We start from the raw sequence: 12,923 nt of genomic DNA, 5'->3' as shown, positions 1-12,923 counted from the left end.
ACCCACAACGGACCGGCCCCCTGGAGGGCCGGCGCCGAGCGGGAAGCGAAAGCGGGAACCCAGCGCATCCAAAACCGTTCGGGATGCGCCCAGTACGCAGCAGTGGGTCCAAGACTCACTTACGCACACTGGTTAGGAACGGTATTTGTGTTCCACCGACCGATCGTAGGCAGTTGTGGGGGCCGGGGCCCATCGGACTTGGGTCGCTGCCACCCCCTACTTTCGTCGGGGTCGCGTACGCCTCGGTGATGACGTCCGTACCGGTTCACCCGAACACAACGGCCGATTCCCGAAGAGCGCCCGCTACCTAGCGTCACTGGCATGACTTCATGGCCCCGTTTCGCCGACACCCGGCTCTTCGTCACCGAGGCCGCGCGTGGCTTCCGTATCACCGGTGCGATCGCGCCCAGCAGCCGCCGACTCGCCGCCGCCCTCGCCGCACCGGTCACCGAGCGGGCCGGACAACCCCTGGATGTACTGGAGGTGGGCGCAGGAACCGGCCCCGTCACCCGCCGTCTGCTGTCGCTGCTCGCCCCGGGAAGCACTCTGGACGTGGTCGAGGCGAACCCGCGCTTCGCCACCGTCCTGCGGAACGTCGTCCGTGAATACCGACCGGGCCGGGACGAACACGCGGCGCACGCGGGGACGCGGGACTGCCACACGACGCATACGAAGGTGCGGGAAAACCACCACGGCGAGGCGTTCGCGCCAGTGCCGAGCGAGGGCGGTGTCCGGGTCAGGATCCATGAAACGCGGATCGAGTACCTGAACACACGGCAGTCCTACGACGTCATCGTCTCCGGCCTGCCCTTCACCAATTTCGTCCCGGACATGGTGACTTCACTGATGGACAGATACATCGAACTGCTCTGCCCTGGCGGGTCGTTGACGTACTTCGCGTACGTGGGTACCGCCCCGGCCCGCAGACTCGTCGCCTCTGCGGGCGAAGCGGCCCGTCACCGAGCCGTCGAGACCGTGCTCGCGGGTACCGGCAGCGTGGCAGGGCGGTAACGCACCGTCTGGGCCAACGTCCCCCCGGCCCGCGTCCGGCACGTTCACCCGTTGCCCTCTCTTGGTGGCGAAGCAGGTCAGGTGCACTCCTCTCTCTTCCGGTCACGCCTCGGACAACGCACCTCGTGAAAGTGCGGGACTAACGCGGCGTCACGGCCCGTCGTCTGCGGAGCAGTTCCGCAAGTCCGCGCCGGGTCGCCGCGATCACCACACGGTCCTCGGCGCGCAGCACGTACCCCGGGTGCAGGTTCCAGATCAGGCCCGACGGGCGGTCCGGGGAGGCGGGTGCGACGGTCGTCAGGCCGGGGTGTCGGTCCTCACGTGGGGCCGCGTCCAGGGCCAGCACCCTCCATGCCCCCGCCCGGAACGCCTGCTCGACCGTCCGGCCCTCCAGCTGCGGGTGGCCCGCCACCTCGATCGCGGCGAACAGCATCACCTTCCGCTCGACCGGGATCGCGCCCAGGATCTGCCGTCCCATCATCGCGACGGCGAAGGACGGGGCGGCCAGATGGGAGACGGACCGGGAGCGGGTCAGGGCCTGCGGGTGGGCGGCGCGCAGGGTGCGGTAGACGGCGGTGGCGAACTCGTCGTCGAAGAGGCGCAGTGCCACCCGCAGATCGGGCTTGACCGAGCGGGCGTAGAGCGCCGCCTCCAGATTGGTGGTGTCGATGCTGGTCAGGGCGAGAAGGGCGCGGGACCGCTGGATCTTCGCGGCTTCCAGGACGCCCTCCTGGGTGACATCCCCGAGGACGACGGGTACGTGCAGCCTCCGGGCCACCGGGATGCCGCGCGCGTCCGGGTCGTCCTCCACGCACACCACGGGGATGTCGAGCTCGCGGAGCCGGACCAGCACCCTCGTACCGATCTTGCCGAGCCCCAGCAGCACCACATGGCCGGAGAGTCCGCGCGGTGGCCGTCGCAGGGACGACGCCGTACGCAGGGAGCCGAACGCTTCGAGGACGCCCGCCACCAGCAGCGGCAGCAGCATCAGGCCGGCGATTCCGGAGAGCAGTTGGATGATCTGCCGCGCGGTGGGGTCGCCGATCGCCGGGTCACCCATCCCGAAGAGGTCGAGCAGGGTCAGGTACGCGGCGTGCAGGGGGTGGTCGCCCGTGGTGAGGGTGGAGGCGACGGCGAGGGCCAGGACGGCTGAGCCGACCCCCAGCGCCGACCAGCGCAGACGGCGGGAGAAGATCTGGCTCAGCGGGGCGCTGCGGCCCCCCATGCGCAGCTTCGGACCGTCCGGTGCGGCCTCGCGGATGGCTTCCAGGACCACCGTGCCGCGCCCGGTCGCCGCGGCCACCTGCTCGTGATCGGGCAGGAGTTGGGGTCCTTCGGCGCCGCTGCTGTCGGATCCTTCGGCGCCCGCCGGGTCGTGGGTGGTGGAGGAGAGCAGGGCGAGTGTGCAGAGTCCGGGGTCGGCGACCTCGCCCTGCCGGGGCGGGGTGCGTTCGACGGCCCGCAGGAGCAGGCCCTCCGCCTGAACGACCTTGCTGGAACCGGTGAGCGCGGTCGCGGCGAGTGCCGGGGCGGCGGTGTCCGCGTCGGAGAGGACGGTGGTGGACGCGTCCAGCGCCGTCGGGTCGAGTCCGGGGACGGCGACCGCGGCGGCCTGGTCGAGAAGGGTCTCCAGGTACTGCCCGAGCTTGCGGTTGTAGAGCCGGATGACCAGCCGGACGCGGGGGTTGAGGCGACGGGCGGTCAGCGCGGCGCGGATGTTGCGCTCGTCGTCGTCGTAGACGAGTGCGAGCGCGGCGGCGGTGTCCACGCCCGCTTCCTCGAAGGCCTCGTCGGACGGCTCCGCAGCCTCCAGGATACGGACCGCCTCGACGCCGGCGTTGGTGTCGTTGTCGGAGCCTCCGGGGCTGCCGGTGGTCCCGTTGCCACCGTTGCCCAGGTTGCGGTTCATCGCCGCCGACATCCGGCCGAACAGCGTTGCCGCACGGCCGCGCTGGGTCAGCGGCAGCTCAGGTCGGCGCGGATCGCGCCCCGGCGGGAGAAGGAGTGTTACCCGCTCTCCGTAGACGTACCGCAGCTCCACCGCCAGCCGCCGGGCGAGTGCGTCGTCGCCGCAGATGACCATGTGGCCGCTGAGGGGGGAGCGTTGGGGTTGCTGGGGAAGTGTGGACACGAATCCCAGCATGCCTTGCGCACCTCCGGGTGTTCGACTCATTCCGGCCGGTCAGTGATCTTCGTGTGTCGTTCGGGTGCGTGGAGCCGCGTGCCGGGCGGACTGCTCCGGGCCCGCGAGCAGATGACGTGGGTCCGACGCCCGGACGATCGCCGCCTCGACCGCCGCGATCCGGTCGGAGAGCAGGCCCAGCGCCGCGACCGCCCGCGAGACGTTGTCTGCGCTGCTCGGATGGGGCCGAGAGGTCGGGGAAGCGCCGTCCGGGCCGCCGAGCGCCTGGGTGCGCACGTACGAGGCGGTGATCGCCGCCCATCGGTCCGCCTGTTCGGCGGTGAGGGTGCCGCGCAGAGCCGCCAGTTTCAGCAGGTTGGACTCGGCGCCCGTGGTGAGGGTCTGGGCCTCGCCCGCGTAGTGGTCGTCGATGACGGCGGCCAGTTCGGCGTCGTTCATCACGGGCACGATCCGCTCGGCGATCTTGTTCATGTTGCGGTACGAGCCCTGCAGCCGGAAGGGCGGCTCGGTGCGCGTCGCGTCGGTCCGCGCGGCCGAGGCGATGTACGCGGCGTTCACGGCGAGAACGGTGTCGCGGGCGGTCACGAGGTGACGCAGGACCGAGGTGATCCTGTCCAGCTCGGCGGGGGTGTACGGGTGGTCGAGGCGGTCCGCGCGCGCGATGGGGTCTCCCCTGCTCGAACGGAGTTGAGAGCTTGGGGAAGGGTCCGTGCCGGAGGCCAGGCGGACGAGCAGCGCGAGGTCCTCGCGGGAGCGGCCGGCGAGGGGAGCCAGCACCGGGTTGGCGGTCAACGCGTTCTCGATGAAGCTCAGCGCGAAGACGTCGTCGCGGCCGCTCAGCACCTCGCCCAGGTTCCACACGTCGGCCCGGTTCGCGAGCATGTCCGGGATCCGGAACTGTTCGCCGGACTCGGTGTACGGGTTGCCTGCCATGCACACCGCGAATCGCTTGCCCCGCAGGTCGTAGCTGCGCGGCTCGCCGTCCCGGACGCCCTCGATACGGCGGGTGGCGTCACAGAGGGGGATGAACTTCTGGAGCAGTTCGGGGGACGTGTGCTGGATGTCGTCCAGGTAGAGGAGTGTGTTGTTGCCCGCCTCCAGTGCGAAGTTGATCTTTTCGATTTCCCGGCGGGCGGTCGCGCTGCGTGCCTGCGCGGGGTCGAGGGAGGTCACGTCGCGGCCGAGCGACGGGCCGCTGATCTTGACGAGGACCAGGCCGAGCCGGTCGGCGACGTACTCCATGAGTGTCGTCTTGCCGTAGCCGGGCGGCGAGACGAGCAGCAGGAGGCCCTGAGAGTCGGTGCGCCGGTCGGCGTCGGCCGTGCCGAGCTGCTTGGCGAGGCTGTCGCCGATCAGCGGCAGGTACACCTCGTCGAGGAGCTGATTGCGGACGAACGCGGACATCACGCGCGGCCGGTGGCCGTCGAGCCGCAGCCGGGCGCGTTCGGCGGTGACGAGGGCGGTGCGGGTGCGCTGGTAGGCGCGGAAGCCGGGGACGGCGCTCGCACGGAACTGATCGGTGCGGGCAAGGAGTTCATCGAGGCGGACGGTCAGGCGGCCACGGTCGATGCGCGGATGGGTGCCCAGCAGGCCGTCCACGGTCGCGGAGAGCGATGCCTCGCAGTCGTAGCGGGTGAGCTCCGGCTCCGGGCAGAGTTCGACGGCGACCGCCTCGGCGAGATCACCGCTCGCGAGGTCCGTTCCGCTCGCGGAGGCGTACGAGGTCAGCCAGCCCTCGACGAGCTGGCGGCGCGCGGGGAGGTCGTCGCGGAGGGCCTCCAGATCCTCGTCGTACGCCGAAGTGCCGGTCGTGCGGCGGAACTTGTCCAGGAAGGTGCGGGCGGTCGCGCTCGTGACGAACCCGGCGGGGCCCGAGGTCAGCTCCTCGAAGAGGTACGCGGCGGTGGCGTGCCCGTCATCGGTACCGATCCTGGTTGCCCACTCCTCCTGGAGCGCGGTGATCGCGGGCGCCAGGCCGAACGTCTCGCGGGCCCGGGCCAGGGAGGCGGCCCGGCGCGTCCAGGAGGCGCGGAGGGCGTCGTCCGTTTCGTGCGTCCAGAAGAGCTGCGCCGCCGCCCGTACGGAGGGCGGGACGCGCAGCAGGCCGGCGCCGGCGTGCAGTCGCAGCAGTGTGGTCAGGATGGCGGTGGCGTCCTCGTCGTGGACGCCGCGCTGATATCCCTCGTCGTACGCGGACGCAGCCGACTCCCTGACGAGCAGGGCGAGTTCGGCCGGTTCGCGGGCGGCCAGCGCATCCGCGCCGTGCTCGTCCAGGAGGCGGGCCGCGAGGTGTTCGGCGCGGTAGACGGACGGGGACTCCGAGGGCAGCAGCCGGTCCCAGTACGGGCGGGTCGCCTCGAACGCCGGGTCGGTGACCGGAGCCCGGTAGTCGGTTCCGGTGACGGCGAACGCGAGCCGGTCCCCGGAGGGCACGAGCGTCAGGTCGAACGGCTGGGTGTTCACGGCGAACCGGTGCCGGCCGAGCCGGATCGTCGCCCCGCCGTCCGCGTACAGCTCGCTGCGGTCGCGCAGAGCCCGCCCCGCCTCCTGGCGGGCCGCCTTCAGCCGTCCGTCGAGCTCCTCGGCCCGCACCGGGTCGCCGAGCCCGCGCAGTTCGTCCGCCGTGCGCCGGACCTTGGCGACCATCGGGTCGGAGGCGAAGTACGTGTGGACGGCGTCCAGGTCCGGGAGGGCGGACAGCCGCCGGGAGACGGTCTCCAGGACCCGGGCCGCCGAGTCCGCCAGCCGTTCGGCGCGGCGGGCGCGGTCATCCTGCAGCGTCTGCTTACGGGCCGAGAACGCCTCGTACACCTCGGTCCGCCGCGCGGCCAGCTCGGCGAGGAAGTCGTCGTACTCGGCGAACCGGGACTCCAGGTTCTCCAGCTGAAGCAAGAGCCGGGCCAGCTGTTCGTCGCACGCGTCGGGGGAGTCCGCGGCGGCCAGCGCTCCTGTGACCGCCTGCCCGAGCAGGGCGAACTCGGCGGCGAACTCTGCCCGCCCCTCATGATCGAGGAGCTCGCGACGGCGCGCGTCGAGCGTGGCACGGGCCCGGTTCACACCGCCGAGGACCTCGGCGATCCGTTCCAGGATCGATGTGCGGACGGTCGCGTCCCCGATGTCGAGCCCGGCGACGACATCGGTGACCGTCGCCAGGCCGTCCGTCATCTCGGTCAGCCGGTCGCCGAGCGCGGTCGCGTCCGCGACGGTGGCGAGCGCGGACGCGTCGGCGGTGAGCTGCTCGATGTCGTGGTGGTAGCCCGTGAACGCGTCGTCCCGGCTCAGGAACGCGACCGCGCGCTGGGCGGCGGAGGTGAGATCGGCGGCGGTGGCCGCCGTCAGCTCGGTGATCCGGTCGGTGTCCGCGTACCGCATCTCGCCGAGCGTCGCCAAGCGGCCGTGCGCGCGGCGCAGTTCGGTGAGCTGGGAGACCCAGGCGGCGGCCGAGCGCGGGGCTTCGCCGCGGATGCGGCGGACGAGCGCGGTGAGGTGGTCCGCCGCGCCGGTGAGTGCCTCGGCGGCCTGCCGGGTCAGCTTCTGCACCGTCTCGAACTCGGCGAGGACCTGCTGCGCGGTGTCGTGGAGGGCAGTCAACGGGCCGCTGAGTGAGCCGAGTTCGGGGTCGGTGAGCCAGTGGTAGCGGTCGGTGATGCGGATGCAGTCGGCGACCAGCAGGGCGTACACGGCCGTGGTCGGCGTGGTCCGCGCCGCGCTGTTCGCCAGCGCGAGACAGTCGGAGACGCCGCGTACCAGATCGGCGTTGCCGACCCGGGCGAGCGGACCCGTCCCGGCCGGGCGGGAGGCGGCATGGGTGTCGGAGACGTACGGGGTCTGCCAGCGCTGCACCGCGTGCACACGGGCCGGCTCGGCCGACGCGGCGTCCTTGAGGAGGACGAGGGTGCCGTCGTCGAGCAGCGCGTGGCCGCGGCAGAGCAGCGGGGTGGCGACCTCCTGGCGGATCAGGTTGTAGGGGAGGAGCAGGCCGCGGCCGCCGTCCCGGGAGCGGAAGAGGTAGAGGACGTCCTCGCCGTTGGGGGAGCGGACGGCCCCCTCGAAGACCGGGTCGGCGAGCGGCTCGGCGAGGTCGAAGGTCTTGGCGGCGCCGGTGGTGAGGTACGTGCCGCCGGGGAAGATGATCCCCTGGTCCTCCGGCAGCCGGTGGCAGGCGGGCCCGATGGCGTCGAGACGCTGCACGGTGGAGAGCAGCGTGTTGAAGACCAGGTGGCGCCAGGCGTCCTCGTTGTACGGGCGGATCCGCAGCAGGATCAGGGGGCCGGCCTCGGCGTACTCGACGTCGGCGTCGGCGAGGGACTGGAGGGGTTCGGTGACCGGCTCCTCGTAGATCCCGTGCGGTGTGTCGGTGTCGTCGGCCGTCTTGACGGTCAGGGTGCCGCCGAGCGTGTCGACGAAGAGCGCGCCGCTGCCGCCGATCGCGACGTGCGGGTGGCGGCCGGGGATGTGCGACTCGCGGCCCGCCGCGGTCCAGGTGAAGTCGTGCGACGGTGGGAAGACGTGGTCGCGGTCGCCTCGCGCGTCGAGGAACGCGCCGGGGGAACCGTCCGGGGCGAGCGCCCAGCGCAGTACGCGGATGTCGTCGGCGGTCTCGCCGGTACGGAACACGGCGAGGAGCCGCCCGTCGACGCGGCGGAGACGGAGCAGGCGGGCGTCGCGGTAGTAGCGGTGCAGGGTGGTGAATTCGCGTACGAAGGCCTCGTCGGCGAGGAGAGCGTCCCGGCCAGGTGACAGATCGGGCCCGTAGAGGGTGAGTACGTCCCCGGCCTCGGCGTCGCCGCGTGCGCCCGGTCCTCGTTCGAAGCCGAACAGCAACTGCCCGCCCACGGCGACGAGATCGCGGGGCACGGAAGGGCGCTCCGTACGGACCCGCTCGGTGGCCAGGAGACTCAGCCGCGTCGAACCGAACTCCTCGGTGCGGCGGGTGTTGAGTGCTTCGGCGCGGTGGGTGAGCTCGGTGGCCTGTGCGGTGAGGCGGCGCCGCAGTACGTCGTAGGTGCCGCCGTCCACGGTGGAGGTGGGGTCGGTGTCCATGCGTACGGCTCCCTGCGAGATGTGTGTCGGGTGGCGCGGCCGCCGGCCGCGCTGTGTCCTCGAACGCCGGACGGGCTTGAAGTGGCCGCCCACTCGAGCCCGTCCGGCGACTGGGGCGGAACCGGGCCGGTCGGTCCCGAGGCGCTGATGGGCGGTCAGGAGGTGGCCGTCCCATCAAGCCCGTCCGGCCTCCGAGGACAGAGCGGCCACCCCGGCGCCGGGGCTCGACCTGACGCCCCTACGCCACCGGCGTCCCATTGCGCGACGCGGGTACGTCAGGGGCATCCGCCAGTGCCCCGACCGGCAGGTCCGCCAGACCGAGATTCCGCGCCGATTCCAGGAGCTGGCGGACCTGTCCGGCATCCGCACCCACTCCCGGCGCCGCCAGCATCCGCATCAGCAGCGCCGACACCGTCAGGTTCTGCACATCGCCCGTCGAGACCGACCCGAGCACCCGCGTCAGGTCGTCCGTGAACGACGACGACCCGTTCAGCCACGGGCCTGCGAGTGCCTTCGCGGTGTCCGAGTTCTCCACGAACCCGTCCACGCTCTTGCCGAGCGAGATCGACGAGACGAGCCGGTCGAAGAAGACCGAATCCCCGCCGACGATGTCGATGTCCGCGTTCTCCAGACCGGTGGCCAGGACCGTCGCCTGCGCCTCGGCGACCTGCCGCTGCACATCGAGTCCGGCCAGCCGGATCTCCTTCTCGGCGGCGAGCCGCAGCCGGTACTCCTCGTGCCCGCGCGACGCGTCGTCCAGCGCCGCCATCGCGGCCGCCTTCTCCGTGAGCCCGGCCGCCTCCGCCTTCAGCTTCTCGCCGATCATCGCCGCGTCCGCCGTGGCCTGCGCCTGCGTGCCCTCGGCCGTGGCGAGAGCCTTCAGCCGCGCACCCTCGGCCTCGGCCTTGAGCCGGGCGGACGTGGCCCCGGCCTCGGCGAGACCGGTCTTCTCGATGACATCGGCCGCCGCCTCCCGTACCTGCACCTCGGCAAGTCCGGGCGCCGCGGACTCCGCCTGGACGCCTTCGGCGAGCCGCAGTTTGGCCCGGGCGTCGAGGTCCGCGCTCTTCAGCCGGGCCTCGGCGAGTGTCAACTGCTCCGCCGCCCGGTGCGTGGCCGCCGCCTCGGCCGCCTCCGCCGCCTTGATGTCCTTGACCAGCTTCTCCTGGGCCTCCGCCTCGGCTGCGATGATCACCGACTTGCGGGTGCGCTCCGACTCCTCGACCGCCCGCAGCGTCTTGATGGACTCCTCCTGCTCGGCGACCGTACGGTCCACCGCGATCCGCTCCCGGATCACATCGGCGACCTCGCGGCGCTCGGCCTCGACCTCCTTCGTCGCGGCGATCCGGTTCAGCTCGGTCTGCCGTTCGCGTCCGATGACCTCGATCAGCCGGTCCTTCTCGATGCGCTCGTTCTCCACCGCGATGACCCGCTCACGGTTCTTCTGCGCAACGGCGATCTCCCGCGCCTGGTTCTCGCGCTGGATGCCGAGCTGCTCCTCGGTACGGATGAACGCGGTCTGCGCGCCGAGCCGTTCCTCCTCCTGGACCCGGGCGGTGGCCGCCTCCTCGCGGGCCCGCAGCGTCTCGACCTCGCGCCGCTGCTTGATCTCGGCCTCGGCCTGCCGGCGCTCCAGCTCCAGGATGGTCTCGCGGGCGTCGACGTTCTGCCGGGTCATCTCCTTCTGCTCGGTGCGCTGGTACTCGTTGGTGCGCACGTGCTCGATCGCCGTCAGCTCGGTGATCTTACGAATGCCTTGCGCGTCGAGGATGTTGGCGCCGTCGAGCTGCGCCATCGGCGTCTGCTCCAGGTGGTCGATCGCCGCGTCGTCGAGGTGGTAGCCGTTCAGGTCGGTGCCGATGACCCGGATGATGCGGTCCCGGAACTCCTCGCGCTTGGTGTAGAGATCGACGAAGTCCAGCTGCTTGCCGACCGTCTTGAGCGCCTCGGCGAACTTCACGGCGAAGAACTCCTGGATGGCGGCCTTGTCGCTGGCCCGCTCGGTGCCGATGGACTGGGCGACCTTGATGACGTCCTCGACGGTCTTGTTCACCCGTACGAAGAAGTTGATGTGGATGTCGGCGCGGATGTTGTCCTGGCAGATCAGGCCCTCGCGCCCGGTGCGGCGCAGCTCGATCGTCTTCACCGAGATGTCCATGTACTCGGCCTTGTGGAGCACCGGCAGGACGACGGCTCCGGTGAAGGTCACGTCGACCTTCTTGGTCTTGGAGATGATCAGGGCCTTGCCCTGTTCGACCTTGCGGAAGAGCCGGCTGATGACGAGGAGCAGGGCGATCGTGATGAGCAGGACCACGGCGACGAGCACACCGAAGCCCAGGGAGATGGCATCCATGACAGTCCTTGGCGGCTGGTGAGGAAGGTGAGAAGTGCGGGGTGCCCGGCGGTGCGGGCGGCTCAGCGGGTACGGCGTCGGGTGCGCGGCAGCTGCCGTGGGGGCTTCGGCGGTCCCGGGTCGAGCGTCACGTCGTACGGCGAGACCCAGAAGAACTCACCCTCGTCGTCGTACGCGTACAGGAGCCCCGCACTGCCCGCCGTGAATGCCGCTTCATCGGTCTGCCGCAACAGCCTGACCTGCACCATCGCGGTCGAACCGTCGGCCGCCGCGACCTCGGCCTGGCCGAAGTCGGAGCTGACCGAGCCGGTACGGACGGTGCAGACCCGGCCGAGGAAGTCCTGCCGGGACGGCGGGAGTTCGGCCGGGAAGTGGCGCCGGTAACGGCTGACGAGGACCCGGACCACGGCCCAGGAGATCAGCAGCGCCCCGGCGAGCACGGCACAGGCGAGCGTGGCCCGGGTGGTGCCGGTGACCGCGCTGCGGAGCAGCAGGACGGAACCGGTCAGGCTGGTGAACCAGGCGACGACGACCATCACGGACACCGAGACGGCGACCGGCACACCGCCGATCCCGGCCAGGCCGGTGTCGAGGTCGGCGTCGAAGGAGTGAGGGTCGGCCGCACCCGCCAGGACCAGCAGCCAGAAGCAGATGACGACGATCAGAGCGGCGCCGAAGAGGACGGCGGGGAAGGAGGATGCGGCTCTCAGGAATTCCTGCATCGGTCCACTTCCCCTGCCTGTCGGTGGGGGTGCGGTGGATGGGGCGTCCGGTGGTGACTCCGGTGCCGCGGCGCCGCCGACATGCGGCGCCGCGGCTACCGGGTCGTCCCCCCGTCCCCGTATCCCCCGTATTCCCCCGTGTTCCCCCGGTTGGTGCTGGGCCTGATCATGACAGCCGACGCCGTCGTATCGCACTGCCGGAATCCGGCAATCTTTGTACGTCTTTGATGCCGGGCACCGACAGGTGCTCATATGCGTTGAGTGGGTGTCAGTGACGCATCAAAACTGGAGGCATGGGCGTGCCGGAGCCGGAGATTCCCGACGAGTATCTGGGGGAGTACGCCCACATCCTGGAGAAGGTCGCGGCGACCGGCCGCCGGCTGACCCGCGACGAGCTGGACGCCCGCCGCACCCTGGGCCGGGAGGCGGCCGAGGCGGGATTCCAGCTGCGCGCCCTGGTCGGTCTCCATCTGGCGGCGACCCGCACCGCCTGGCCGCGCGCCACAGCCGCGCACCCCGCGTCCACCGACTGCGTGCTGGCCGCGGTCGAGCAGGCCGTCGACGCGTTCGCCGAGGGGTTCGAGCGCGCCCAGCGGCTCACCGTGCGGCGGGAGGAGGCGGCGCGCCGCGAGTTCATCGACGACCTGCTGTACGGGCGCAGCGACCTGGGCCGGCTCGCCGAGCGGGCCACCCGCTTCGGGCTGCGGCTGTCGCGCGCCCACGCGGTCGCGGTGGCGACGGGCCCGGAGGCGTACACCGAGTCGGATGCGGTGCCCCGCATGGTGGAGGCGGCGCTGCTCGCCCGCTTCGACGGCCGGAAGATCCTTCTCACGACCAAGGACGGGCGCCTGGTCTGCATCGCCCCGGGCGCCCAGCTGGACGTCCTGCGCTATTTCACCGAGCAGGCGCATGCGGCGACGGACGGCGGCATGGTCGCGGTCGGCCGCCCGCACCGGGGCCCGGGCGGCGTCGTCCAGTCGTACGACGAGGCGCTCGACGCGCTCGATCTGGCGGACCGGATGGACCTGGAGGATCCGGTGCTGTACGCCGCCGACCTGCTGGTCTATCCGGTGCTGACCCGGGACCGGCAGGCGATGGCCGATCTGGTGCGCAGTGAGCTCGGCCCGCTCCAGAAGGCGCGAGGCGGCGCGGAGCCCCTGCTGAAGACGCTCGCCGCCTACTTCGACGCGGGCTGTGTCGCCGCCGAGACGGCCCGCCGGCTGGCGTTGAGCGTGCGGGCGCTCACCTACCGGCTGGAGCGCATCCATCAGCTGACCGGCTCCGACCCGTCCGATCCGATGCACCGCTACACGCTGCAGACCGCGGTGATCGGCGCCCGGCTGCTGGACTGGCCCGCCAAGGAACTCTGACGGCCCAGCCGGGACCAGGCGGCTCCTCAGGGCTGTTCCTGCCATCCCTGGCGTGCGCACGACGACAGTTGCGGCACCTCGCCGCGTTGTCGGAGCGCCCGGACAGCCCCGTACGAGGACGCCGCTGCGCCTTGCGATGCACCGCATCCGACGCCGCGCGCTGATCCGCCACCGGGGATGACGGGACAGCCCTTGGCCCCGGCGCCCCTCCCCGCATGCGGGGATGCGGACCTGCCTTTAGCGTGGGTCCGGGGGATTTCGGGGGTGCGCACCGAGGGAGA

6 protein-coding genes are annotated in these 12,923 nt (G+C 71.6%); 2 read left to right on the top strand and 4 right to left on the bottom strand.

Annotated features, from left to right (window positions below):
* Window positions 1–321: 321 nt before the first annotated feature.
* A complete protein-coding gene (locus tag ACWD6R_RS08330) occupies window positions 322–1,011 on the top strand; it encodes a hypothetical protein (protein WP_451817972.1) in 690 nt (229 codons plus the stop codon).
* 139 nt (window positions 1,012–1,150) lie between these two features.
* Here the strand turns inward: ACWD6R_RS08330 and ACWD6R_RS08325 are convergent, their stop codons facing one another.
* The 4 genes from ACWD6R_RS08325 to ACWD6R_RS08310 form a co-directional block, all read right to left on the bottom strand.
* Complete coding sequence (locus ACWD6R_RS08325; protein ID WP_451817971.1) at window positions 1,151–3,154, bottom strand: NAD-binding protein; 2,004 nt, start codon at window positions 3,152–3,154, stop codon at window positions 1,151–1,153.
* A 39-nt stretch (window positions 3,155–3,193) separates the two neighbouring features.
* Complete coding sequence (locus ACWD6R_RS08320) at window positions 3,194–8,197, bottom strand: DNA repair ATPase (RefSeq protein WP_451817970.1); 5,004 nt, start codon at window positions 8,195–8,197, stop codon at window positions 3,194–3,196.
* A gap of 238 nt (window positions 8,198–8,435) precedes the next feature.
* Complete coding sequence (locus ACWD6R_RS08315) at window positions 8,436–10,550, bottom strand: flotillin family protein (RefSeq protein WP_451817969.1); 2,115 nt, start codon at window positions 10,548–10,550, stop codon at window positions 8,436–8,438.
* 62 nt (window positions 10,551–10,612) lie between these two features.
* A complete protein-coding gene (locus ACWD6R_RS08310) occupies window positions 10,613–11,272 on the bottom strand; it encodes a hypothetical protein (RefSeq protein ID WP_451817968.1) in 660 nt (219 codons plus the stop codon).
* A gap of 299 nt (window positions 11,273–11,571) precedes the next feature.
* Between ACWD6R_RS08310 and ACWD6R_RS08305 the strand changes: the two genes are divergently transcribed.
* Complete coding sequence (locus ACWD6R_RS08305) at window positions 11,572–12,642, top strand: PucR family transcriptional regulator (RefSeq protein ID WP_451818053.1); 1,071 nt, start codon at window positions 11,572–11,574, stop codon at window positions 12,640–12,642.
* Window positions 12,643–12,923 lie beyond the last annotated feature (281 nt).

The sequence above is a fragment of the Streptomyces sp. NPDC005151 genome, from assembly GCF_053599875.1.
The sequence above is the reverse complement of the archived record's forward strand: the minus strand, read 5'-3'. Positions and strand labels throughout refer to the sequence as shown.

What these genes read in the sequence shown, in the direction of transcription:
- ACWD6R_RS08315 (WP_451817969.1), bottom strand. Translation starts at nt 10,550, where the DNA reads ATGGATGCCATCTCCCTGGGCTTCGGTGTGCTCGTCGCCGTGGTCCTG.
- ACWD6R_RS08330 (WP_451817972.1), top strand. Translation starts at nt 322, where the DNA reads ATGACTTCATGGCCCCGTTTCGCCGACACCCGGCTCTTCGTCACCGAG.
- ACWD6R_RS08325 (WP_451817971.1), bottom strand. Translation starts at nt 3,154, where the DNA reads ATGCTGGGATTCGTGTCCACACTTCCCCAGCAACCCCAACGCTCCCCC.
- ACWD6R_RS08320 (WP_451817970.1), bottom strand. Translation starts at nt 8,197, where the DNA reads ATGGACACCGACCCCACCTCCACCGTGGACGGCGGCACCTACGACGTA.
- ACWD6R_RS08310 (WP_451817968.1), bottom strand. Translation starts at nt 11,272, where the DNA reads ATGCAGGAATTCCTGAGAGCCGCATCCTCCTTCCCCGCCGTCCTCTTC.